The following is a 24,753-nucleotide window of genomic DNA, read 5'->3' on the forward strand; positions in this document are numbered from 1 at the left end:
GTTACCCCTTCGTGCCGCAGGCGGCGTCCTTCAGGTCGAGGACGTGGCCATCGTTGTATTTCGCGATGATGTTGTGGAAGAGCCGCGGATCGACCGACGAGAAGTAGCGCACCGGCGCCTTCTCGCTCGGCTGCGCGACGGTGCCGTACACGGTCGCGTCGAGCCGGTCCGGCGACGCCTTCACCTTCCGCACCCATGCATCGAACTGTTCGCGCGGCTCGGCGAGCGTGCGGAACTTCATGTCGGAGAAGCCGCGGCCGCTGAAGTTGGCGGACGTGCCCGCATAGTTGCCGGGCTCGTCGGCGATCAGGTGCAGGCGCGTCTGCATGCCGGCCATCGCGTAGACCTGGCCGCCGAGCTGCGGGATGAAGAACGAGTTCATCACCGAATCCGACGTGATGCGGAAGTTCACCGGCGTGCCGACCGGAATCGCGAGCTGGTTCACCGACGCGATGCCGAGTTCCGGATAGATGAACAGCCACTTCCAGTCGAGCGCGACGACCTCGACGTCGATCGGCTTCACCGACGACTCGAGCGGCTTGTACGGATCGAGCTCGTGCGTGGTGTTCCACGTGAGCACGCCGAGGAACAGGATGATCAGCGTCGGCACCGTCCAGATCACGACCTCGATCGCGGTCGAGTGCGACCAGTCCGGCGCGTAGGTGGCGTTGCGGTTCGACGCGCGGTAACGCCACGCGAACCACAGCGTGAGCAGGATCACCGGCACGACGACGATCAGCATCGCCCAGGTGGACGTCGCGATCAGCGCCTTTTCGGCAGCGCCCACGCTTCCTTTCGGATTTAGTACATCTAAATTACAGCCTGACAGGCTCAAAGCCGCGCCGATCGACATCAGCGCCACTCCGCCTTTTGAAGCTTTTCTTTTCATCACACAGCCCGAGGGTCATTGAATCCGTTTGCGTATGCCCGATGCGCATTCGATCCACGAAAGTGGCCGAATCATACGTCGCGCGAGTGCGATGAAAAACCAGCTAATGCGGAAAATCATCATTGCAGAAACTGCCGTGAGACAGATTGTCGCGGGGCAATTTCACGCAGCCGGAAGCCGGCCCGGCGCGGCGTGCGCCGGACTGCGACGGAATCGATGCGCGCGCAACGACCGCACCGCCGTGCGGTGCACCCCACTCCGTGCGACGTGCCGCGATCAGCCGCGCGTCGATGCCATGTACGACGGCTGCGGCTGCGCAGGGCCGTCCCCGGTCGGCAGCTTCGAATGGCTCGCGTCTTCGATCAGCCGTCCGACGGTCGGATCGATCGCGTCGGTGAACGGCTTCGGATCGATGCCGACCGCCAGCACCACGAGTGCGAGCGACGCGAACATCACGATCTCGCGACGGTTCAGGTCGGCGAGCTTCGCGATCCGTTGGCTCGCCACCTTGCCGAACACGACGCGCTTGAGCATCCACAGCGTGTACGACGCGCTGAGGATCAGCGTCAGCGCCGCGATCGCGCCGATCCAGAAGTTGAAGCGGATCGCGCCCATGATGACCATGAACTCGCCGACGAACCCCGACGTGCCCGGCAGGCCGACGTTGGCCATCGCGAACAGCACCGTGAAGGTCGCGAAGCGCGGCATCACGCCCGCGACGCCGCCGTAAGCGGCAATCTCGCGCTGCTTCGTGCGATCGACGAGCACGTTCACGCACAACAGCATCGCGCCCGCGACGAAGCCGTACGACACGAGCTGGACGATCGCGCCTTCGACGCCGATCCGGTTGAACAGGAACAGCCCGAGCGTGACGATCCCCATGTGCGCGACCGTCGAATACGCGAGCAGCTTGCCGAGATCGGTCTGCGCGAGCGCGATCAGGCTCGCGTAGACGATCGCGAACAGCGACAGCGCGATCACGGCCGGCGCGAAGAAGTGGCTCGCATCCGGCGTGACCGGCAGCGCGAAGCGCAGGAACCCGTAGCCGCCGAGCTTGAGCATCGCAAGCATCAGCGCGGCGCCGGTCGGGCCGTCGGTGTAGACGTCGCTCAGCCACGTGTGGACCGGCCACATCGGCACCTTGACCGCGAAGGCGGCGAAGAAGCCGAGGAACACCAGCAACTGCGGCGCGAAGCCGAGCTGCAGCGTGCGCCATACGGCCATGTCGAACGTATGCGACTGCGCGTACAGGTACAGCATCGCCATCAGCAGCAGCAGCGAGCCGGCGAACGAGATGAAGAAGAACTTCACGGCCGCGTACACGCGGCGCTCGCGCCCCCACGTGCCGATCAGCAGGTAAAGCGGGATCAGCGTCGCCTCGAAGAAGATGAAGAACAGCAGCCCGTCCTGTGCGACGAACACGCCGACCATCAAACCCGACAGGATCAGGAACGACGCGTAGTACTGCGCGACGCGTACCGTGACCGACTCCCACGATGCCACCACCACCACGAGCGTCGTGAACGCGGTCAGCACGACGAGCCACAGCGACGCGCCGTCGATGCCGACCCGCCATCCGGAATTGAATGCCGCCAGCCAGTTGCGGCTTTCGACGAACTGCATCGCGGCCGAGTGCGCATCGAAACCGGCAACCAGCGGCACGACCGCCGCAAGCCCCACCAGCGCGCCGACGAGCGCGATCAGCCGGGTACGGCGTGGATGATGGTCGGAACCGGCGCGCAGCAGGCACGCGCCGAACAGGATCGGAGCCCAGATGGCCAGGCTCAGGAAGGGGAAATCATGCATGTCAACAAGGCCTTGATGAAGTCGCGCACTGCATCGGGGACAGGCGAGACGAAAGGAACGAAATCAAATCGACAGGTAGATTTCGTGAATCGCCAGCGTTGGCAAAATGTAAAGCGGCATCACCGGAAAACTTGACGCCGCTCAAATGCGATCGGGTTAACCAGCATAAGGCGATTGATTATTTTCTGCAGCGCAGCAGAGCATTGATTTTCATCGCAGCTCTATGCTCATGATTTTTATGTGTAATTTTTTGTATTGCCCGATCGGGTCGATCGCGAAAATCGACGCAGTGCCGCATTTTTGACGCAGGCGGCCTATTTTAAAGGGTCCGAGCGGGATAATTGACGGTCGCCAAGGTAGCGCGTGTGCGGCTCTCAATGCTTACACGATATCTTTCATTTTTATTTCACTCAGCCTTGCTCGACGCAAGTCGAGGGAATGGTTGCCCTCACCTCGCCTTCATGTTCCCGAGCGCGATCGCAGATGACTCAGGCGGCCCGCATGTGCATCTTCATCGCGTGATGACGGTCGTGTTGCGGAGGAAATTGGAAGAAGCGGCTTCCACGCGTGGCATCGGCTAGCGTCGATCATGCCGCTCGCGGCGGCCTGCGCCGACTTCGATGCGGGCGCTGTGACGCGCGCATCGTGGTTATGTGCGACATCCTGCGGCGCGGCGTGCGTGTCGAACGCAAGGAACGGATCGAGCACGAGCGGCAACGTCGCCCTGCTCCATCGCGACACGCTGCCCGATGATCGTCGGGTACCTGCGCATGATCTGCTGACGCTTGCGATACACGTGCATGCTGTCGACTAGCATATGCCGCTAGCTCTGTTGGACGTGCGTAACGGCGCGTGGTTGCCGACAAGTCCGTCGACGGGCGATGAGCGAGGATGGTCAGAACGGGATGCGGGCTTGCTGAAAGCGACACTTTGAATCGCGTCAAACGACAAGCGACATGTCGCGATGCTCAACCCAAGCCAAACACGCATCGGACACTGCCGGCCCCGCCCGAATCCACCGGCGAATGAATCCCAGCCACATTCCGCACCGGGCGCTCGGCGGCGCCCGAAAAAGAAAAAGCCCCGCAAGTCCGAGAACTTGCGGGGCTTTGTCACCGCTTTTGGCGGAGACGGAGGGATTCGAACCCTCGATCCAGGTTTTGGCCCAGATGCTCCCTTAGCAGGGGAGTGCCTTCGACCTCTCGGCCACGTCTCCCAAACTTTCGCTCGCACCAGGGAGGCAGTGCGACGAGAACGAAATAATATAGGGTTTCGAACCGCGCGTCAATTTCCGTGATGCATTTTCTTCAATGCATCACGAAAAATTCACGATGCCTGGTCGAGTTCGAATGCCTTGTGCAGCGCGCGGACGGCCAGCTCCATGTATTTCTCGTCGATCAGCACCGAAATCTTGATTTCGGACGTCGAGATCATCTGGATGTTGATGCCCTCTTCCGACAGCGTGCGGAACATCTTGCTCGCGACGCCCACGTGCGAACGCATGCCGACGCCGACGACCGACACCTTCGACACCTTCGGGTCGCCCTGCACGTGCTCGGCGCTCACGTGGCCCTTCACCTGGTTGGTGAGGATGTCCATCGCCTTCTGGTAGTCGCCGCGGCCGACCGTGAACGTGAAGTCGGTCTTGCCCTGGACGCTCTGGTTCTGGATGATCATGTCGACGTCGACGTTCGCATCCGCGACCGGGCCGAGGATCTGATATGCGATGCCCGGCTTGTCGGGCACGCCCATCACAGCAATGCGTGCTTCGTCGCGCTGGAACGCGATGCCGGAAATGACTGCCTTTTCCATGGTCTCGTCTTCTTCAAAAGTAATCAGGGTGCCCGAGCGCATTTCTTCGTCGAGCGCAATCAGCGGATCGGTCAGGCTCGACAGCACACGCGTCTTCACCTGGTATTTGCCGGCGAATTCGACCGAGCGGATCTGCAGGACCTTCGAGCCGAGGCTGGCCATTTCCAGCATTTCCTCGAACGTCACGCGATCGAGGCGGCGCGCTTCTTCGACGACGCGCGGATCGGTCGTGTAGACGCCGTCGACGTCCGTATAAATCAGGCACTCTTCGGCACCCAGCGCAGCCGCCACCGCCACCGCCGACGTGTCCGAGCCGCCACGGCCCAGCGTCGTGATGTGGCCGTCCGGATCGACGCCCTGGAAGCCCGTGATGATCACGACCTTGCCCGCATTCAGATCGGCCTTCACGCGTTCGTCGTCGATCGAGTGAATGCGCGCCTTCGTGAACGCGCTGTCGGTCTTGATCGGCACTTGCCAGCCCGCGTAGCTCACGGCCTCGACGCCGATTTCCTGCAGCGCGATCGACAGCAGGCCGACGCTGACCTGCTCGCCGGTCGACGCGATCATGTCGAGCTCGCGCGGGCTCGGCTGGCTCGAAATCTCTTTCGCAAGACCGAGCAGACGGTTGGTTTCGCCGGACATCGCCGAAGGCACGACCACCATCTGGTGCCCGGCCTGATGCCATTTTGCGACGCGTTTCGCGACGTTCTTGATGCGCTCGACCGAGCCCATCGAAGTGCCGCCGTATTTGTGTACGATGAGTGCCATTGTCGTTCTGAACTGGAGGAGAAACCGCACGGGCGCGCTGGGCAGGCCGCGTAGCCGTTCGGTCACGCGGCTTGTGGCTGTGGACGGACGACGAGGGGGACGGCTGGGACGCAACACGCAAGCGTGACGGATTTTGCCCGGAAGGCCGATCAGGCCGCGCAAACCGGGTACGTCACGCGGAAAACCTGCACAAATCGCTCAAAAATCGAGCCGAGCAAACGACCGAGCGTACCCGATAGAGGCCCGCTTGACAAGCCGCGCGCGGCGTCCGGGGCCGTTCCGGCGCTGTTTACCAAATGGTGAAAATGCGCGTGCCATCGCGCCGTCAGGGGCCGCCGCCGCTATGCGATCAGCATGTCGGGACGCCACTCGATCCGGCGCCACGCGCCATCACCGGGCGCCCCGCCGCCGGACAAGCCGGCATCGCGATTCACGCCGAGGCGCGGCACGTAGATCAGCAAGTCGCCAGCGAACAGCAGCGGCACGTCGCGCTGCCAGGCCGGCACGCCACGCTCCTGGAACAGGTTCTTCAGCGTACGGCCCGGGCCGCCCGGCGACGTGCGCATCCGCTCGCCGCCCGCGCGGGCACGCGCCGCCAGCCGCGCGCCGCGCAGCAGCGCCTCCGGCACCGCGTCGGCGCTTCCCGCCTCGGCGGGCGCGAACACGAACGTGCCGCGCCATCCCGGCAGGTGCCAGACTTCCTGCCCGTCCCACGCGAGCATTGCTTCCGGGTGCGGGCTCCCGGCGCCGTCATCGGCCGGTTCGCTGCTGTCGCCCGCTTCCCAGTAGACGACATCGCGATACAGGCGCAGGCATTGCCCCGCGTGATCGACACGCAGCGCATGGGCGACATGCGTGGCACGCAACTGCCGCATCATGTTGGCGAGCCGGGCAGCCGACGCACTCGGCAGGCCGAGCCGACGCATCCAGAAGCGCAGCAGGTTCGCGCCGCGCGTATCGTCGAACGCGACCAACGCGTCGCGCGACAGTGCCTGCCCGTCATCGCGCGCGGCAACAGCGAAGTCGAGCTCGGCCAGATCGTCGAGCAGTCGCTGCGCGGCCGCCGCATGCTGGGCCGCGCGGCCGAGCGCGTCGCGAAAGCCCGGGAAATGCACGGCCAGCGCCGGCAGCACGTCGATGCGCAACGCATTGCGCGCGTATCGCGTGTCGTTGTTCGATTCGTCGTCGATCCACACCAGGTCGCGCTGCGTCGCATAGCGCTCGAGTTGCGCACGCAACAGTCGCAGCAGCGGGCGCACGCGCTCGACGCTCACGCCGTCAGGGCGGTAACGCGGCGCCATGGCGGCCAGCCCCGCGATCCCCGCGCCGCGCAACAACTGCAGCAACACCGTCTCGGCCTGGTCGTCCGCATGCTGCGCGAGCCACAGCGCGGCCGCGCCGTGGCGCTCGCATAGCTCGTCGAGCGCCGCATAGCGCCGCTCGCGCGCCGTTGCCTCGACACCGAGGCCGCTGTCGCGCGGCACGTCGACGCGCATCGATTCGAACGCGACACCGAGCCCTGCGGCGCTGGCCTCGGCATGCGCCACCCACGCGTCGGCATTCGCACTGAGCCCGTGATGCACGTGCAGCGCGACACAGCGCGACGCGCCCGCGACGCGCACGGCCGCGTCGAGCAGCACCGTCGAGTCGAGGCCGCCGCTGTACGCGATCGCGATGCGTGCATCCGCCGGCATGCCGGAAAGCGCAACGCCGACCGCGTCGAGAACGACGCGGTCGGCGGAGAATTCGGTGGGCGGAATCACGAGAGGAACGCGCGCGCAGCGGCGCGCGATGGGAGGACGCAGCCGGTCATGCGCCCGGCGTGGTTTCCTTGAACTTGCCGTAGGCCATCAGGCGCTCGAAGCGACGCTCGCGCAGCGCATCGATGCTCATCCCCTGGAACTGGCGCAGCGAATCGGCCAGTGCACGGCGCAGCAGCGCGGCCATGCCCTTCGGATCGCGATGCGCGCCGCCGAGCGGCTCGTTGATGATCTTGTCGATCAGGCCGAGCGCCTTCAGGCGGTGCGCGGTCAGGCCCAGCGCTTCCGCTGCTTCCGGCGCCTTCGCGGCGCTCTTCCACAGGATCGACGCGCAGCCTTCCGGCGAGATCACCGAGTAGGTCGAGAATTGCAGCATCATCACCGTGTCGGCCACCGCGATCGCGAGCGCGCCGCCCGAACCGCCCTCGCCGATCACCGTCGTGATGATCGGCGTCTTCAGTTCGGCCATCACGTACAGGTTGCGGCCGATCGCCTCCGACTGGCCGCGCTCTTCCGCGCCGATGCCCGGGTATGCGCCCGGCGTGTCGACGAACGTGAAGATCGGCAGACCGAACTTCTCGGCGAGACGCATCAGGCGTTCGGCCTTGCGATAGCCTTCCGGACGCGGCATCCCGAAGTTGCGCGCGGCGCGCTCCTTCGTGTCACGGCCCTTCTGGTGGCCGATCACCATGCACGGATGGCCGCCGAAGCGCGCGAGGCCGCCGACGATCGACACGTCGTCCGCGAATGCGCGGTCGCCGTGCAGCTCGTGAAAATCGGTAAACAGTTCCGCAACGTAATCGAGCGTGTACGGACGCTGCGGATGCCGCGCGATCTGCGAGACCTGCCACGGCGACAGGTTCGCGTAGAGGTCTTTCGTCAGTTGCTGGCTTTTCTTCGACAACCGCTCGATTTCTTCCGAAATGTCGACAGCCGAGTCGTCCTGCACGAATCGCAGCTCTTCGATCTTGGCCTCGAGTTCGGCGATCGGCTGTTCGAAATCCAGAAACGTGGTCTTCATGTGTTCGAATCCTTGGGTCTTGCGGCAGCGCGTATTCTACCCGCGCGGGCGACGCTCAAAACCGGCTCTCAACTATTGATGTTTAAAATCCGATAGCCGCCGCTCAGGCGTCGGCGTCGGGCGCATCGAGGCTGCGCCACATATACCAGGTCGCGACGGTGCGCCACGGTTCCCAGTTGGCGGCAACCTCGCGCGCCTCGCTGCGCGTGACGGGTTCCCCGCTGAAGTAATTGACGCTGATCGCGCGGATCAGGCCCGGGTCGTCGAGCGGCAGGACGTCCGGCCGCGACAGGTTGAAGATCAGGAACATCTCGGCCGTCCACCGGCTGATGCCGCGGATCTGCGTGAGTTCCGCGATCACGTCCTCGTCGTCCATCGACGTCCATTTGTCGACGTGCAGCGCGCCCGACACGAAATGCTGCGCGAGATCGAGGATGTATTCCGTCTTGCGCTTCGACAGCCCGCATGCGATCAGCTTGTCCGCGCCGAGCCGGATCACCGGCTGCGGCGCGAGCTTCGGACAGGCATCGCCGATGCGCGCCCACAGCGACTGCGCGGACGGCACCGAAATCTGCTGGCCGACGACCGAGCGCGCGAGCGTGACGAACGGGTCGCCGCGCTTCACGAGATGCGCGGGACCGAACTTCGGAATCAGTTTCTTCAGGATCCGGTCGCGCTTGACGAGGTCGGCGCATGCCTTGTCCCAGTATGCAGGACGCACGACCACCTCCTCGCCGTCCGCTTCGGACGCACGGGCCTTGCGGGCCGCGTCGGCGGCCGGCGGCACCGCCGCCGGCTGCGCATGACCGTTGAGCGCGCCGTTCGGCACGGCGCGCGTCGCGTCCGTCTTCGCCGGCGGCACGCGCTTGGCTGCCGGACGCGCGGCGACCGGGGTCGCGCGCCTGACCGGCGCTTTTCTGGCCGTTGCCATCTTGCCTCCTACCTGACGGATCGGTCAGTGGAACGCACCGCGCTCATACGCGACGCCATTCGGTCGATCCGCCCGGTTTGTCTTCAAGTGCGATACCGGTCTCGAGCAGTTCCGCCCGGATCCGGTCCGCTTCGGCATAGTCCTTCGCTTGCTTCGCCGCGACGCGCGCGGCGATCTTCGCTTCGATCTCGTCGGCGGCGAGCCCGCCCGCCTGCGCGGCGCCGGACGCCTGCTGCAGGAACGCGCGCGGTTCGCGGCCCAGCAGGCCGAGCAGGCCCGCCAGCTGTTTCAGCTGCCGCGCGAGCGATGCGTCGCCCGTGCGATTCACCTCGCCCGCCAGCTCGAACAGCGTCGCCACCGCGACCGGCGTGTTGAAGTCGTCGTTCATCGCGGCGGCGAAACGCTGCGCGTGCGGCTCGTTCCAGTCGAGCGCGAGCGTGTCGGCTTCAACATCTTTCAGCGCGGTATAGAGACGCGTGAGCGACGCGCGCGCATCGTCGAGATGCACGTCGCTGTAATTGAGCGGCGAACGGTAGTGCGTGCGCACGATGAAAAAGCGCATGACTTCCGCATCGTAGCGTTCGAGCACTTCGCGGATCGTGAAGAAGTTGCCGAGCGATTTCGACATCTTCTCGTTGTCGACCTGCACGAAGCCGTTGTGCATCCAGTAATTGACGAACGTCTGGCCGGTCGCGCCTTCGCTCTGCGCGATCTCGTTCTCGTGGTGCGGGAATTGCAGATCCTGCCCGCCACCGTGGATGTCGAAATGCTCGCCGAGCAGCGTGCAGCCCATCGCCGAGCACTCGATGTGCCAGCCCGGGCGCCCCATCCCGTACTTCGACGCCCACGACGTGCCTTCCGGATCCTCCGGCTTCGCGCGTTTCCACAGCACGAAATCGAGCGGATCCTCCTTCGCGTCGTTCGCGGCGACGCGCTCGCCCGCGCGCAGGTCGTCGAGCGACTTGCCCGACAGCTTCCCGTAGTTCGCGAACTTGCGCACCGAGTAATTGACGTCGCCGTCGGTCGCCTGGTACGCGTAGCCGTTCGTCTCGAGCGTCTCGATCATGCCGAGCATCTGCGGGATGAACGCGGTCGCGCGCGGCTCGATGTCGGGCCGCTGGATGCCGAGCGCGCTTTCATCGTCGTGCATCGCGCCGATGAACCGGTCGGTCAGCGACTTGATCGTCTCGCCGTTCTCGACCGCGCGGCGGATGATCTTGTCGTCGATGTCGGTAATGTTGCGCACATACGTGACCCGGTAACCGATCGCACGCAACCAGCGCTGGACGAGGTCGAACACGACCAGCATGCGCGCGTGGCCCACGTGACAATAGTCGTATACGGTGATTCCGCATACGTACATCCGCACTTCGCCAGCCTGGCGCGGCACGAAGACTTGCTTGTCACGCGCGAGCGTGTTGTAGATGCGCAGTGATTCCATAGAGATGAACCGTGAGCCGAAGGAAACCGCCCTGGCGAAGCTCGCCCAGCATGCGAAACGGACGGACCATCTGCTGCGGCACCAGGCCGAGCGTCCTCGATATCACATGGGGCGGTCAGGCTGCAAGCACAGCGGTGACGGCCACGAGAGGCAAAGAAAGACTGTCTGACGCTCGCCGGAACGCGCAGACGTTTTGTTAGAATGGCTCGGAGTATAACATTCCGATTTACGCCTATGAAACCTCATCGCGGCCGCGCGCAGAGCGCTGCGACCCTCGTTGCGACCACCGTCATGGGCGTCGCGCTGACGCTTTTCGCGGCTCCCGCGGCGCATGCGCAGAAGGCCCCGGCCACCGCCGACGGCACGCCCGAAATCGACGCGTCGATCGCCGGCAAGCAGTGGAAGCAGGCGCTCGCGCAGCTCGACGCGCGCATCGCGTCGAACCCGCGCGACGTGCAGGCGCAGTTCAAGCGCGGCACCGTGCTGGCCCGCCTGAACCGCGATGACGATGCGATCCAGCAGTTCGTCGCGATCACGCAGGCGTACCCCGAACTGCCCGAGCCGTACAACAACCTTGCGGCGCTTTACGCGAAGCATGGACGCTACGACGAAGCGCGCACCGCGCTCGTCACGGCGACGCAATCGAACCCCAGCTACTCGCTCGCGTACGAGAACCTCGGCGATCTCTACCTGCGCCTCGCGGCCGAGTCGTACAAGCGGGCGCAGTCGCTCGGCCGCACGAGCGGCGCGACCGCGCAGCGCCTCGCCGATCTCCAGAAGATCGTGTCGCCGCCGAAGGCCGCGCCGAATGCCCGCGCAGCCGCACCGGCCACGCGCGACTACTCCGACCGCGCAGCCGCGAACGTGAGCACCACCACGCTGCCGATGTCGCCGACGTTCCAGTTCAGCGGTCCGTCGGGCGCACTGGCGGCGCCGTACGTCGCGCCGTCGCAATAAGCGGCGCGGCCTTCTTTCCCTCCCAACCTGAGGATCGCAATGAAACGTCTGTTGCTGGCGCTTGGCGGCGCCGCCCTTCTCGCGACCGCGACCGCACCTGCGTTCGCGCAATCGGCTACCGCGCACCCCGTCGTGCAGCTGAAGACCTCGCAGGGCGACATCCGCGTCGAGCTCTACCCGGAGAAGGCGCCGAAGTCCGTCGCCAACTTCCTCGATTACGTGAAGGCCGGCCAGTACAACGGCACGATCTTCCATCGCGTGATCAAGGGCTTCATGATCCAGGGCGGCGGCTACAAGACCAACTTCGAGGAGAAGCCGACCCGCGCGCCGATCCCGCTGGAGAGCCGCAATGGTCTGAAGAACCTGACGGGCACGATCGCGATGGCTCGCACGAGCGATCCGAACTCGGCCACCGCGCAGTTCTTCATCAACACGGTCGACAACAGCGGCCTCGACTACCCGAACCCGGACGGCAACGGCTATGCGGTGTTCGGCAAGGTCGTGTCGGGTCTCGACGTCGTGAAGAAGATCGAAGGCGTCGCGACGACCTCGCGCGGCCCGATGCAGGACGTGCCCGCGCAACCGATCGTGATCGAATCGGCCAGCATCGTCTCGAAGTAAGAACCTGCCGGCACGTCCGGCGCCACACGCGGCCGCGTCGCACGACCGGCCGCGTGCCATTTAAACCGCCTCACCGAAGGAATTCATCATGGTTGAACTGCATACGAACCACGGCGTGATCAAGCTCGAGCTCGACGCCGCGAAGGCACCGAAGACGGTCGAGAACTTCCTGAACTACGTGAAGAAGGGCCACTACGACGGCACCGTGTTCCATCGCGTGATCAACGGCTTCATGATCCAGGGCGGCGGCTTCGAGCCGGGCCTGAAGCAGAAGCCGACCGATGCGCCGATCGACAACGAGGCGAACAACGGCCTGAAGAACGACAACTACACGGTCGCGATGGCGCGCACCAACGATCCGCACTCGGCGACCGCCCAGTTCTTCATCAACGTGAACGACAACGACTTCCTGAACCACTCGTCGCCGACGCCGCAAGGCTGGGGCTACGCGGTGTTCGGCAAGGTCGTCGAAGGCCAGGACGTGGTCGACAAGATCAAGGGCGTCAAGACGGGCAACGCCGGTTTCCACCAGGACGTGCCGACTGACGACGTCGTGATCGAAAAGGCCGTCGTGGTCTGACGCGCAGTTACGGAGGCACTTCGATGTTGCAGGAGAGTCCGCCGCGAAGCGTCTCCGCGGGCGTGCCGGGCGAGCGCGAATACGCGCAAGCCGCACGCCCGTTCCTGTTTCTCTCCGATCTGCACCTGAGCGAAGCGATTCCGAAGACGGTCGCCGCGTTCGAGCATTTCGTGAAATACACCGCTGACAGCGCCGACTCGGTGTTCATCCTCGGCGACCTGTTCGAATACTGGATCGGCGACGACATCCTCGACGACGATCCGTTCGCGGCCCGCATGGCCGCGCTGATGCACACGTTCTCGGAGCGCGGCATTGCGCTCTACGTGATGCACGGCAACCGCGATTTCCTGCTCGGCCGGCGCTTCATGAAGGCAGCCGGCGCGATGCTGCTGCCCGATCCTTCGCTGATCATGGCGTTCGGCCAGCGCATCGTGCTCGCGCATGGCGACGCGCAGTGCACGGCCGACCGCGGCTACCAGGTATTCCGCCGCTTCGCGCGCAACCGCGCCGCGCAATGGCTGTTTCTCGCCTGGCCGTTCCGTTGGCGCCGCGCGCTCGCGCAGCGCATGCGCTCGAACAGCGAATCGGGCCGGATGCGCCCTGTTTCGGCGATCTACGATGTCACGCGCGAAGGCGTGGCCGCGCTGTTCCGGAAAAGCCGCGCGAGCGTGATCATTCACGGCCATACGCACCGCCCCGCCCGGCACATGGAACCGGGTGGCATCCGCTGGGTGTTGCCCGACTGGGATCTCGACCACGGCAAGCCGCGCGGCGGCTACCTGCGCGTCGACGCGGAAGGCATCCACGCGATGCCGCTCGACTGACACCGCCGCTGCCGTCGCACGCACCGGCAGCAGCGGGCATCCATTGAATTACGCCTGACGCTCGACCGACTTCCCTTCCAGCACGGCCGACAGCCGGCGCAGATCGAGGCGCGCCGCGTCGGCGCCCTGCAATGTTTCCAGATGCGTGCCGAGCCGCTCGAGCGCCGCGACGATCTCGTCGACGCGGCGGCTTTCCTTCGCCGCGTGATCGATCAGCCCGTGGATCGCGAGCGACATCGGATCGTCGGCATTGGGCGTGATCCCGTATGCGCAGAACGCCGCACGCTCGGGCTGCGGCTTCGGCTGCGCCGGCATCACGACGCGCGCCGGATTGCCGACCGCGGTGCCGCCTGCCGGCACCGGCTTCACGACGACAGCGTTCGAACCGATCTTCGCGCCCGCTCCGACCGTGAAGCCGCCGAGCACCTTCGCGCCCGCGCCGACGATCACGCCGGCCTCGAGCGTCGGGTGGCGCTTGGCGCCGCGCGTGAGCGACGTGCCGCCCAGCGTCACGCCCTGATAGATCGTGCAGTCGTCGCCGACGATCGCCGTCTCGCCGATCACGACACCCATCCCGTGATCGATGAACACGCGCCGGCCGATCGTCGCGCCGGGGTGAATCTCGATCCCCGTCAGGAACCGGCCGGCCTGCGACGCGAAACGCGCGAGCCAGTAGCGCTTCGCGCGCCAGCATGCGTGCGCGAAACGATGCAGCACGAGCGCATGCAGCCCCGGATAACAGGTCAGCACTTCCCATGCACTGCGAGCGGCGGGATCCCGCTCGCGAATCGTTGCAACGTCTTCGCGCAGTCTCGTGAACATGATGTGGTCTGGGAAAAGGCCGGCGCGCATCGCCGGCAATGACCGGCCGTTATCGCGCCCGGTAATTTACTTATGACGTTCGGCGATTGTAGGGCGAGTCACGAACGGCGGCACGCGCTCGCCAGTTCACCCCGCCGCCGGCGCGGGTATTCGGGCGGAACGCTTGCTGTTACTGGGTTTGCGGGGTGGTCGGCCAAATGAAGTGATCGGCCCCGGCGCTTTCGGCGGCCGGACCGGCACCTGCCGCCGGGGTGGTTCCCCGCGCGCCGGGACATCCGCCGCCCCGTGCGCCGACCGCTTACGCGTCGCCGTCGGGTTTGCCCGATTTCAGCAGGATGTGCTTCGCGACACCGCGCAGGATGTTGACCTCCTCGCGCTCAAGGCCCGTGCGCGCGAACAGGCGCCGCAGCCGCGGCATCAGCTTCTTCGGGTTGCGCGGATCGAGGAAATCGAGCGCGATCAGCGCGTTCTCGAGGTGGACGTACATCCGCTCGATCTCGTCGCTCTGCGCGAGCGTGCCGGCTTCGGCCGACGGTTGCGCCGACGGCTCGCTCGCCTGCTCGAGAAACGCGACACGCAACTCGTACGCAAGCACCTGCACGGCCTGTGCGAGATTCAGCGAACTGTAGGCCGGGTTCGCCGGAATATGCGCCAGCGCGCTGCACTGCTCGACATGCTCGTTCGCGAGGCCCGTGCGCTCGTTGCCGAACACGAGCGCGATGTCGCCCGTGCCGACCTGCGCGCACGCCTGCGTGGCGGCGGCACGCGGCGCCAGGCGCGGCGGCCCGTATTCGCGCGTGCGTGCAGTCAGCGCGATCGACCAGTGAACGCCGGACAGCGCGTCGCCGAGCGTCGGCACGACATGCGCGGACGCGAGGACGTCGTCCGCACCGCTGGCCATCGCGATCGCCTCGGGATCGCTCTGCACGTGCGGCACGCGGGGCGCGACCAGCACGAGACGCGAGAAGCCCATCGTCTTCAGCGCGCGGGCGGCCGCCCCGACATTGCCGGGATGGCTCGGCTCGACGAGCACGAAACGGGTGGACGTGAAGCCGCCGGACGGCGACTGGGACGAGGCCGCGCCCGGCTCGGACGGCGCGGCGGTGATCTGCGGGGTTTCCACTACGATACGACTCGGTTCATCAGAATGGCAGTATGGTATCGCCATCGCTGCGGCAAACCCACTCGTCCGGACGGATAGTGGGGGTTTCCCCGTACACCGGTCGCCTGAAACCGCCAAAAATCGGGTAAAATCATGCCTTTACGCGCCGCACTCCGTGCGACGCGGGTCGTACCGCGCTCTTTGTCAATTCGCGTCTCATCTCGCCTGCCACGCTTGCGCCGTGCCGGGCGGTTGTTCCACTTCGTGGCGGCCCGTGCCGCCAGCTACAGGATCCAGGCTCATGCATCCCATGCTCAACATTGCTGTCAAGGCTGCGCGCCGCGCCGGACAGATCATCAATCGCGCGTCCCTCGATCTCGACCTGATCGAGATCCGCAAGAAGCAGCAGAACGACTTCGTCACCGAAGTGGACAAGGCCGCCGAAGACGCGATCATCGAGACGCTGAAGACCGCCTACCCCGACCACGCGATCCTCGCGGAAGAATCGGGCGAATCGGAGAACGAATCCGAATTCAAGTGGATCATCGATCCGCTCGACGGCACGACCAACTTCATCCACGGCTTCCCGTACTACTGCGTATCGATCGCGCTCGAGCATAAGGGCGTCGTCACGCAGGCTGTCGTCTACGACCCGAACAAGAACGACCTGTTCACGGCCACCCGTGGCCGCGGCGCGTACCTGAACGACCGCCGCATCCGCGTCGGCCGCCGCGACCGCCTGTCGGACGCACTCGTCGGCACGGGCTTCCCGTTCCGCGAAAAGGACGGCCTCGATGCCTACGCGCGCCTCTTCACCGAAATGACGCAGGCCTGCACGGGCCTGCGCCGTCCGGGCGCGGCCGCACTCGATCTCGCGAACGTCGCGGCCGGCCGCCTCGACGCGTTCTTCGAACAGGGCATCAACGTGTGGGACATGGCAGCGGGCAGCCTGCTGATTACCGAGGCCGGCGGCCTCGTCGGCAACTACACGGGCGACGCCGACTTCCTGCATCGCCATGAAATCGTCGCCGCGAACCCGAAGATCTACGCGCAGATGATCCCGATCCTGAAGGGTTACACCCACGTGCATCCGGCGGCGGAGTAAGCCCCGGCCGCGCCTGCATGGCGCGGCTTGCGCGCATACCGCGCGCGGGCATCGTCATGACGGCGCGCCGTTCGCCTCCCGGTTACCGGGAGGCGGGACAATCTTCCCGCACAAGGGTCGCTTCGGGCGCCTATCCTGAAGTTGCCCGAGTTGTACGGGCCGGTCAGCGGACTTTCCGCTTGCACGGCCCTTCCCGCAATGACAATGATGGGTTTGCGTCCGGCATGCCCGCACGGCGGACAACCCCGCCGGCCAGCCGGCCCCCGACCGTATCAACACCGCCACGACGCCGTGGCAATCGCATCCGAGTCCCCATGTTACGGCTAAGCGAAATTAAACTCCCCCTCGACCACCCCGAGAGCGCGCTCGAGGCCGCGATTCGCGCGCGCCTCGCGGAGCTTGGCGTGGCCGCGGACGGGCTCCTCCGTTACACCGTGTTCCGCCGTGCGCACGATGCGCGCAAGCGCGCCGACATCAAGCTCACGTATATCGTCGATGTCGAAGTCGCGGATGAGGTAGCCGCGATCAAGCGCCTCGCCGGCAAGCCGCATTGCGGCGTGACGCCCGACATGGCGTACCACTTCGTCACGAAGGCGCCCGAGCACGGCAATTTCCTGCGTCCGGTCGTGATCGGCATGGGGCCGTGCGGCCTGTTCGCGGGGCTGATCCTCGCGCAGATGGGTTTCCGCCCCATCATCCTCGAACGCGGCAAGGCCGTGCGCGAGCGCACCAAGGACACCTTCGGCCTGTGGCGCAAGAGCGTGCTCAACCCCGAATCCAACGTGCAGTTCGGCGAAGGCGGCGCCGGGACGTTTTCCGACGGCAAGCTGTACAGCCAGATCAAGGATCCGAACCACTATGGCCGCAAGGTGCTGGACGAATTCGTCAAGGCCGGTGCGCCGGACGACATCCTGTATCTGAGCCGGCCGCACATCGGCACGTTCCGCCTCGTCAGCATGGTAGAAAAGATGCGCGCGTCCATCCACGAACTCGGTGGTGAAGTGCGCTTCGAAACGCGGGTCGACGATATCGAGATCGATCAGGGCAAGGTGCGCTCGCTGAAGCTCTCGAACGGCGAAACGCTGCGGTGCGACCATGTGGTGCTGGCCGTGGGCCACAGCGCGCGCGACACCTTCCAGATGCTGCACGATCGCGGCGTCTTTATCGAAGCCAAGCCGTTCTCGCTGGGTTTTCGCATCGAGCATCCGCAGGGGCTGATCGATCGCAGCCGCTTCGGCAAGTTCGCGGGCCACAAGCAGCTCGGCGCGGCCGACTACAAGGTGGTGCATCACTGCAGCAATGGCCGCGCCGTCTACAGCTTCTGCATGTGCCCGGGCGGCACGGTGGTCGCGGCGACCTCCGAGCCGGGCCGCGTGGTCACCAACGGCATGAGCCAGTATTCGCGCGCCGAGCGCAACGCGAATGCGGGCATCGTCGTCGGCATCACGCCGGACGACTATCCCGGCGGCCCGCTGGCGGGCATTGCGTTCCAGCGCAAATGGGAAGAGCGCGCGTTCGAACTCGGCGGCGGCGATTACCGTGCGCCGGGCCAGCTGGTCGGCGATTTCATCGCCGGCCGGCCGTCGACGTCGCTCGGCTCCGTGGAGCCGTCGTACAAGCCGGGCGTGAACCCGACCGATCTCAGCACCGCGCTGCCGGACTACGTGATCGAAGCGATCCGCGAAGCGCTCCCCGAGATCGACAAGAAGATCGCCGGCTTCGCGATGCACGATGCGGTCCTCACCGGTGTCGAGACGCGCACTTCGTCGCCGATCCGGATTCGACGCAAGGACGATTACCAGAGCATGAACGTCGAGGGGCTGTATCCGGCGGGCGAAGGTGCGGGGTACGCAGGCGGCATCTATTCGGCGGCCATCGACGGGATCGAAGTCGCGCAGGCGGTGGCGCTCAGCATGACGTCGGGGCAAACGGCCTGAGGTACGAAACGAGCCGGCGCGCGAGGGTTCTCGACCTGAGCGGCGCCGACTTTCGCAGGGCCAGCCAGGAGCACGGTCGGACGGCGGCGTGAGAATGATCACCGCCGGTCGCGCAATCTCCGGCAACCTGGCCGAATGGCGAACTTCGCGCGTGCATGCCGAAGCCACTGGTAAACTCGGGCAACCAAAGCAACAACTTCACGCCTGACTTATGACCACGCTGTCGCCCGAAGCCTTCGCCGGCCATACCCCGATGATGCAGCAGTACCTGCGCATCAAGGCCGACCATCCCGACACGCTTGTCTTCTACCGGATGGGCGACTTCTACGAGCTGTTCTTCGAAGACGCGGAGAAAGCCGCACGCCTGCTCGACCTGACCCTCACGCAACGCGGCGCATCGGCCGGCACGCCGATCAAGATGGCCGGCGTGCCGCATCACGCGGTCGAGCAGTATCTTGCGAAGCTCGTGAAGATGGGCGAATCGGTCGCGATCTGCGAGCAGATCGGCGATCCCGCCACGTCGAAGGGCCCCGTCGAGCGCAAGGTCGTGCGCGTCGTCACGCCCGGCACGCTGACCGATGCCGCGCTGCTGTCCGACAAGAACGATGTCTACCTGCTCGCGATGTGCACGGGCCACAACAAGCGCGGCGTCGCGGTGAACATCGGCCTTGCATGGCTGAACCTCGCCAGCGGCGCGCTGCGGCTCGCCGAAATCGAACCCGACCAGCTCGCGGCCGCGCTCGAGCGCATCCGGCCGGCCGAGATCCTGACGCCGGACGGCGCGACCGATGTCGTGCCGGCCGGCGCCGGCGCAAGCAAGCGCGTGCCGGCCTGGCACTTCGACATCGCGTCGGGCACGCAGCGGCTGTGCGACCAGCTCGATGTCGCGAGCCTCGACGGTTTCGGTGCGCATTCCCTCACGAGCGCGTGCGGCGCAGCCGGCGCGCTGCTGCTCTATGCGGCCGCCACGCAGGGCCAGCAACTGCGGCACGTGCGCAGCCTGAAGGTCGAGAACGAAACGGAGTACATCGGTCTCGATCCGGCCACGCGCCGCAACCTCGAACTGACCGAAACGTTGCGCGGCACCGAGTCGCCGACGCTGTATTCGCTGCTCGACACCTGCTGCACGACGATGGGCAGCCGCCTGCTGCGTCACTGGCTGCATCACCCGCCGCGCGCGTCGGTCGCCGCGCAGTCGCGCCAGCAAGCCATCGGCGCCCTGCTCGATGCACCGGCCAACGCCAGCCTCGATGCGCTGCGCAGCGCGCTGCGCCAGATCGCCGACGTCGAACGGATCACCGGGCGTCTCGCGCTGCTGTCCGCCCGCCCGCGCGACCTGTCGAGCCTGCGCGACACGTTCGCCGCGCTGCCGGCACTGCGCGAGCGCATCAGCGCGATCGTCGCGAACGCGGACGCACTCACCCGCGTCGACGCAGCACTCGCACCGCCCGCCGAATGCCTCGACCTGCTGACGAGCGCGATTGCGCCCGAGCCTGCCGCGATGGTACGCGACGGTGGTGTCATCGCGCGCGGCTACGATGCCGAGCTCGACGAGCTGCGCGACATCTCGGAGAACTGCGGACAGTTCCTGATCGATCTCGAAGCGCGCGAGCGCACGCGCACCGGCATCGCGAACCTGCGCGTCGAATACAACAAGGTGCACGGCTTCTACATCGAGGTCACGCGCGGCCAGACCGACAAGGTGCCCGACGATTACCGCCGGCGCCAGACGCTGAAGAACGCCGAGCGCTACATCACGCCCGAACTGAAGACCTTCGAGGACAAGGCGCTGTCCGCGCAGGAACGCGCACTGGCCCGCGAGCGCGCGCTGTACGACGCAGTGCTGCAGGCGCTGCTGCCGTTCATCCCGGAGTGCCAGCGCGTCGCATCGGCGCTCGCCGAACTCGACCTGCTCGCCGCATTCGCCGAACGCGCTCGTGCGCTCGACTGGGTCGCACCGACCTTCACCGACGAAATCGGCATCGAAATCGAACAGGGCCGCCACCCGGTCGTCGAAGCACAGGTCGAACAATTCATCGCGAACGACTGCCGCTTCGGCACCGAGCGCAAGCTGCTGCTGATCACCGGCCCGAACATGGGCGGTAAGTCGACGTTCATGCGGCAAACCGCGTTGATCGCGCTGATGGCGTACGTCGGCAGCTACGTACCGGCCAAGTCGGCATGCTTCGGCCCGATCGACCGGATCTTCACACGGATCGGTGCGGCGGACGATCTCGCGGGCGGCCGCTCGACGTTCATGGTCGAGATGACCGAAGCCGCTGCGATTCTCAACGACGCGACGCCGCAAAGCCTCGTGCTGATGGACGAGATCGGCCGCGGCACGTCGACGTTCGACGGCCTCGCGCTCGCGTGGGCCATCGCGCGCCACCTGCTGGCGCACAACGCGTGCTACACGCTGTTCGCGACGCACTACTTCGAGCTGACGCAACTGCCGGCCGAATTCCCGCAAGCGGCCAACGTCCACCTGTCGGCCGTCGAGCACGGCCACGGCATCGTGTTCCTGCATGCGGTCAACGAAGGCCCGGCCAACCAGAGCTATGGCCTGCAGGTCGCGCAGCTCGCAGGCGTTCCGGCGCCCGTGATCCGCGCCGCGCGCAAGCACCTCGCGTATCTCGAACAGCAGTCGGCGTCGCAGCACACGCCGCAGCTCGACCTGTTCAGCGCGCCGCCGGCGCCCGCCGACGATCTCGAATGCGCGGACGCGCCGGCGCTGCCCGACACACCGCATCCGGCGCTCGAAAAACTGCGCGACATCGATCCCGACGATCTCAAGCCGCGCGAGGCGCTCGACCTGCTGTACGAACTGCGCACGCTGGTCCGGTCGCACGATGTCGACGGACACGCGTAAGCGCATCCCGCGCGGCCTGCCGGCTCGCACGGCCGCCGCGCTCGTCGCGGCCGGACTCGCGCTCGCGCAGGCCACCGCGCTGGCCGCGCCGCCGAAGCGCAGCACCACGCCCTACTCGTTCGCGGTCGTGTCGGGCGTGATGAACGCTCCTGCGGACGAACCTGCCGCCCAGCGGCTGCTCGATGCGATCGCGCGCGAGCGCAACCTCGCGTTCGTCGTCTATGCGGGCGATCTCAAGGGTTCGAAGGAAGCGTGCCGCGATGCCCTGTATTCGCAGCGGGGGGCGATCCTGGATGCGGCGCGCGTGCCGCTCGTGTTCATTCCCGGCCACGACGACTGGGCGACGTGCAACACCGCGGCCGGCGGCGGCTACGATCCGGTCGAGCGGCTCGACTTCCTGCGGCAGACGCTGCTCGCCGATTCCGCACTGCCCGACCCCGGCGCACTGCAGATCACGCGGGAAAGCGAAGTCGCCCGGTTCCGGCCGTATCGGGAAAACGCCCGCTGGATGCGCGACGACATCGTCTACGTCGCGCTCAACGCGCCGGCGCCGAACAACCACTACCTGACGGCCGGCGGCCGCAACGGCGAATTCGAGGACCGCATCATCGCGAACGGTTTCTGGATCGACCACGCGGCCGAATACGCGAAGCGGCGCGAGGCACGCGCGATGGTGGTGATGTTCGAAGGCGATCCGCAGTTCGAACGCTACGAGCGCGCGGAACGCTTCGCGTGGCTGCGTTTCAACCGGCCGCGCGTGCGCGACGGCTTCCGTGAGCTGAAACGAACGCTGGTGAAGGCGGCGGCGACGTTCCGCGGCCCGATACTTGTGATGCACGCGAGCGGTGAGCCGCTTGCGAACGGTTTTCTGATCGACCGCCCGCTGCGGGCAGACGACGGTGAACTGGTGGGTAATGTGACGCGCGTCGCGATCGGACCGCGCCATCCGACGAATCAGTGGGTCAAGGTGAGCGTGTCGCCGGCACGGCAGACGATCTTCAACGTGAGCCTGCAGGAGGTGCCGAAGAACCTGCCCGTGCCGCCCGCGCTGCCGCTCGTGCCGCGTGACGACGTGCCGCTGCCGCAGATGCCGGAAATCCCTGCGTTGCCGGCGCTGCCCGACTCGTCGTCGGTCGCGCCGCCATTGCAGGGTGACGGCGCCGCACCGGGCGGCGCGTCGGGGCCGGCACCCGGCCTGCCTGCCAGCTCAGTGCAGGGTACGCCCTGACGGCGCTTCGCCGTCGTCGTCTTCGTCCTCGTCGACGATCTCGAGCCCTTCCGCACCATGTGCGTGCTCATGCTCGATTTCGTCTTCGGTGGCTTCGCGAACGTCCTTCACGGTGAGCGCAAAACGCAGCGCCATGCCTGCCAGCGGGTGATTGCCGTCGAGCACGACCTTGTCTTCGGCGACGTCGGTGACCGTGTAGATCAGCGAATCGACTTCCTCGTCGCCGTCTTCCGGCGTGCCTTCGAACTGCATGCCCACTTCGAGCGGCTCGGGAAAACGATCGCGCGGCTCGATCTTCACGAGTTCGGGATCGTAGTCGCCGAACGCGTCCTGCGGCTCGAGCTGAACCTGCGCCTCGTAGCCCGGCTCATGGCCGTCGAGCTGTTCCTCGATCTTGGGGAACGTGCCATCATAGCCGCCGTGCAGATAGACCATCGGCTCGTCGCTTTCCTCGATCAGATTGCCCTGTGCGTCCGACAGCTTGTAAGTGACCGACACGACGGTGTTTTTTGCGATTTTCATCCAATTCTCCCAAATACAAGTCTCATTATACGATGCGCAACCGGTCTCAAGCCGAACCGCGGGATGCCGCTGCCGCCCCGCTCGGCGCGCCGCCTTCCGATCTTCCCACACCGCTGCTCGGCGGTCTTACGCCGGCGCAATTCATGCGCGGCTACTGGCAGAAGAAGCCGCTCCTGATCCGCCAGGCGATCCCCGGCGTCGCGTCGCCGGTCTCGCGCGACGCGCTGTTCGAGCTCGCAGCAGACTATGACGCGGAATCGCGACTGATCACCCATTTTCGTAACAAGTGGCAACTTGAGCACGGCCCGTTCGAGCCCGGCTCGCTGCCGGCCGTCACGCGCAAGGCCTGGACCCTGCTCGTGCAGGGTCTCGACCTGCACGTCGATGCGGCGCGCGCACTGCTCGACCGCTTCCGCTTCATCCCCGACGCGCGTCTGGACGACCTGATGATCTCCTATGCGACGGATGGCGGCGGCGTCGGTCCCCACTTCGATTCGTATGACGTATTCCTGCTGCAGGTCGAAGGGCGGCGCCGCTGGCGCGTCGGTGCGCAGAAGGATCTGTCGCTGCAACCGGACGTGCCGCTGAAGATCCTCGAAAATTTCGAGCCGAGCGACGAATGGGTGCTGGAACCCGGCGACATGCTCTACCTGCCGCCGCACATCGCGCACGATGGCGTCGCCGAAGGCGAATGCATGACCTGCTCGATCGGCTTCCGGGCCCCGTCCGCCGGCGAGCTGGGCGCCCAGTTCCTGTACTATCTCGCGGAGCGTGGCGGCCTGCGCGACGGTGGCGGCGACGATCTTTACCGCGATCCGAAGCAGCCGGCTGTCGACACGCCCGCCCAGTTGCCTCCGGCGATGGTCGAGCGCGTGGCCGAGATCGTGGACGCGATCCGCTGGCGCAAGCGGGATGTCGCCGAATTCCTCGGCTGCTACCTGAGCGAGCCCAAGCCGAACGTCGTTTTCGACCCGCCCGCGCGCCCGCTGTCCGAGGCCGCGTTCGTCACGCAAGCGTCACGCCGTGGCGTGTGTCTCGACAGAAGGGCCGCATTGATGTATAACGCGCGCTCGTACTTCATTAATGGTGAAGAAGGACCGCTCGAGCAAGCCGGCGAATGGCTGCCCGAACTGGCCAATCAACGCCAGATGGAGGCGAAACGGTTTGTAACACTATCCCGGGTTCCCTCGATGACAGCCTTGTTGCACGAGTGGTATCGTGCGGGCTGGATACGGGTCGGAAACCGGATTTAGTGTGAGTCGCCCCGTATGCCCGTACGGATCAAATTCTGTATGGGAAAGACAACGTATTGACCCCGCATTTGTCGACGGTCGATAGGAAAGTGCATATAATTTCCGCCCAAGCCGTAGGGAAGATTCACGCTCTAAGAAGTGCATCTCCACCAGCGGCCCAGGTCGGTGTTGGAGCACATTACCGGTATTGTTTCGCGCTGTTGCTTACCTTTAACCATAAAAGGACGTGATCATGAAGAAATCCCTCCTCGTAGCTTCCCTGTTGGCTGCTGTTGCACTGGCTGCTTGCAACAAGAGCGCTGATCAAGCTGCTTCGTCGGCTGCAAGCGACGCGGCTGCTGCTGCTTCGTCGGCTGCTTCGGCAGTTGCTGGTGCTGCGAGCGACGCTTCGGCTGCTGCTTCGTCGGCAACGGCTGCTGCGAGCGACGCTGCTGCTGCAGTGGCGTCGGCTGCTTCGGCAGCGACGGCTGCTCCGGCTTCGGGCGCAAGCCAGTAAGCCTCAGCG

Annotated in this window: 20 protein-coding genes, 1 tRNA gene and 1 pseudogene; 11 read left to right on the plus strand and 11 right to left on the minus strand. The window is 65.9% G+C overall.

Going from position 1 to position 24,753, the window contains the following annotated elements; genetic code table 11:
- Position 1: 1 nt before the first annotated feature.
- From cyoA to cysS, 8 genes are all read right to left on the minus strand, one after another.
- Positions 2–889: a ubiquinol oxidase subunit II gene (gene cyoA / locus CFB47_RS12160; protein WP_089461250.1), complete on the minus strand. Its 888-nt coding sequence runs from the start codon at positions 887–889 to the stop codon at positions 2–4.
- 276 nt (positions 890–1,165) lie between these two features.
- Entirely contained in the window at positions 1,166–2,695 is a 1,530-nt protein-coding gene (locus CFB47_RS12165) for a NuoM family protein (RefSeq protein WP_069248321.1), read from the minus strand.
- A 1,122-nt stretch (positions 2,696–3,817) separates the two neighbouring features.
- Positions 3,818–3,911, minus strand: a tRNA-Ser gene (locus tag CFB47_RS12175).
- Positions 3,912–4,021: 110 nt separating this feature from the next.
- Positions 4,022–5,275, minus strand: coding sequence for an aspartate kinase (locus tag CFB47_RS12180; protein ID WP_039364692.1), 1,254 nt, complete (start codon positions 5,273–5,275; stop codon positions 4,022–4,024).
- A 341-nt stretch (positions 5,276–5,616) separates the two neighbouring features.
- The gene (gene tilS / locus CFB47_RS12190) at positions 5,617–7,038 is read right to left on the minus strand and encodes a tRNA lysidine(34) synthetase TilS (protein WP_089461252.1); all 1,422 of its coding nucleotides are present in this window, start codon (positions 7,036–7,038) and stop codon (positions 5,617–5,619) included.
- A gap of 46 nt (positions 7,039–7,084) precedes the next feature.
- Positions 7,085–8,056 (minus strand): acetyl-CoA carboxylase carboxyltransferase subunit alpha, encoded by a 972-nt coding sequence (locus tag CFB47_RS12195; RefSeq protein ID WP_039364696.1) that lies wholly within the window; start codon positions 8,054–8,056, stop codon positions 7,085–7,087.
- Positions 8,057–8,159: 103 nt separating this feature from the next.
- A complete protein-coding gene (locus CFB47_RS12200; protein ID WP_089425730.1) occupies positions 8,160–8,987 on the minus strand; it encodes a DNA-3-methyladenine glycosylase in 828 nt (275 codons plus the stop codon).
- Positions 8,988–9,030: 43 nt separating this feature from the next.
- Positions 9,031–10,428 (minus strand): cysteine--tRNA ligase, encoded by a 1,398-nt coding sequence (cysS, locus tag CFB47_RS12205; protein WP_089461253.1) that lies wholly within the window; start codon positions 10,426–10,428, stop codon positions 9,031–9,033.
- 234 nt (positions 10,429–10,662) lie between these two features.
- Here cysS and CFB47_RS12210 point away from each other — a divergent pair, with 234 nt between their 5' ends.
- The 4 genes from CFB47_RS12210 to CFB47_RS12225 all read left to right on the plus strand — a co-directional run bounded on the left by CFB47_RS12210 (position 10,663) and on the right by CFB47_RS12225 (position 13,410).
- Positions 10,663–11,385, plus strand: a complete 723-nt coding sequence (locus tag CFB47_RS12210; RefSeq protein ID WP_179243638.1) for a tetratricopeptide repeat protein — start codon at positions 10,663–10,665, stop codon at positions 11,383–11,385.
- Positions 11,386–11,424: 39 nt separating this feature from the next.
- Complete coding sequence (locus tag CFB47_RS12215) at positions 11,425–12,006, plus strand: peptidylprolyl isomerase (RefSeq protein WP_011352517.1); 582 nt, start codon at positions 11,425–11,427, stop codon at positions 12,004–12,006.
- 88 nt (positions 12,007–12,094) lie between these two features.
- Positions 12,095–12,586 carry a peptidylprolyl isomerase gene (locus tag CFB47_RS12220; RefSeq protein ID WP_006478428.1) on the plus strand — a complete coding sequence of 164 codons (492 nt, stop codon included), beginning with the start codon at positions 12,095–12,097 and terminating at the stop codon, positions 12,584–12,586.
- Between the two features lie 23 nt (positions 12,587–12,609).
- Complete coding sequence (locus tag CFB47_RS12225) at positions 12,610–13,410, plus strand: UDP-2,3-diacylglucosamine diphosphatase (protein WP_089440484.1); 801 nt, start codon at positions 12,610–12,612, stop codon at positions 13,408–13,410.
- Between the two features lie 48 nt (positions 13,411–13,458).
- Here the strand turns inward: CFB47_RS12225 and cysE are convergent, their stop codons facing one another.
- Positions 13,459–14,262 carry a serine O-acetyltransferase gene (gene cysE, locus CFB47_RS12230; protein ID WP_089425733.1) on the minus strand — a complete coding sequence of 268 codons (804 nt, stop codon included), beginning with the start codon at positions 14,260–14,262 and terminating at the stop codon, positions 13,459–13,461.
- Between the two features lie 268 nt (positions 14,263–14,530).
- The gene (locus tag CFB47_RS12235) at positions 14,531–15,355 is read right to left on the minus strand and encodes an RNA methyltransferase (RefSeq protein WP_089440485.1); all 825 of its coding nucleotides are present in this window, start codon (positions 15,353–15,355) and stop codon (positions 14,531–14,533) included.
- Positions 15,356–15,635: 280 nt separating this feature from the next.
- On the opposite strand from CFB47_RS12235, the gene CFB47_RS12240 reads away from it, so the two are divergent.
- The 4 genes from CFB47_RS12240 (at position 15,636) to CFB47_RS12255 (ending at position 22,473) form a co-directional block, all read left to right on the plus strand.
- A complete protein-coding gene (locus CFB47_RS12240) occupies positions 15,636–16,439 on the plus strand; it encodes an inositol monophosphatase family protein (RefSeq protein ID WP_039364710.1) in 804 nt (267 codons plus the stop codon).
- Positions 16,440–16,753: 314 nt separating this feature from the next.
- A complete protein-coding gene (locus CFB47_RS12245) occupies positions 16,754–18,376 on the plus strand; it encodes an NAD(P)/FAD-dependent oxidoreductase (protein WP_089461254.1) in 1,623 nt (540 codons plus the stop codon).
- 211 nt (positions 18,377–18,587) lie between these two features.
- Positions 18,588–21,245 carry a DNA mismatch repair protein MutS gene (gene mutS, locus CFB47_RS12250; RefSeq protein ID WP_089440487.1) on the plus strand — a complete coding sequence of 886 codons (2,658 nt, stop codon included), beginning with the start codon at positions 18,588–18,590 and terminating at the stop codon, positions 21,243–21,245.
- On the plus strand, positions 21,226–22,473 hold the full coding sequence (locus CFB47_RS12255; RefSeq protein WP_179258939.1) for a hypothetical protein: 1,248 nt from the start codon (positions 21,226–21,228) through the stop codon (positions 22,471–22,473). Before mutS ends, CFB47_RS12255 begins: the two co-directional genes overlap by 20 nt.
- Here CFB47_RS12255 and CFB47_RS12260 read toward each other — a convergent pair.
- On the minus strand, positions 22,453–22,995 hold the full coding sequence (locus tag CFB47_RS12260) for a peptidylprolyl isomerase (RefSeq protein ID WP_089456461.1): 543 nt from the start codon (positions 22,993–22,995) through the stop codon (positions 22,453–22,455). The genes CFB47_RS12255 and CFB47_RS12260 overlap by 21 nt on opposite strands.
- Before the next feature lie 32 nt (positions 22,996–23,027).
- Here CFB47_RS12260 and CFB47_RS12265 point away from each other — a divergent pair, with 32 nt between their 5' ends.
- The 3 genes and pseudogenes from CFB47_RS12265 (at position 23,028) to CFB47_RS12275 (ending at position 24,744) form a co-directional block, all read left to right on the plus strand.
- Positions 23,028–24,248 (plus strand): cupin domain-containing protein, encoded by a 1,221-nt coding sequence (locus CFB47_RS12265; RefSeq protein WP_089440489.1) that lies wholly within the window; start codon positions 23,028–23,030, stop codon positions 24,246–24,248.
- A 56-nt stretch (positions 24,249–24,304) separates the two neighbouring features.
- Positions 24,305–24,551 (plus strand): annotated as a pseudogene (locus CFB47_RS42050) (hypothetical protein).
- The gene (locus tag CFB47_RS12275) at positions 24,481–24,744 is read left to right on the plus strand and encodes a hypothetical protein (protein ID WP_021162672.1); all 264 of its coding nucleotides are present in this window, start codon (positions 24,481–24,483) and stop codon (positions 24,742–24,744) included. The pseudogene CFB47_RS42050 and the gene CFB47_RS12275 overlap by 71 nt, the downstream one beginning before the upstream one ends.
- Positions 24,745–24,753: the final 9 nt, after the last annotated feature.

The sequence above is a fragment of the Burkholderia sp. AU27893 genome (assembly GCF_002223205.1).
Taxonomy (GTDB): Bacteria; Pseudomonadota; Gammaproteobacteria; order Burkholderiales; family Burkholderiaceae; genus Burkholderia.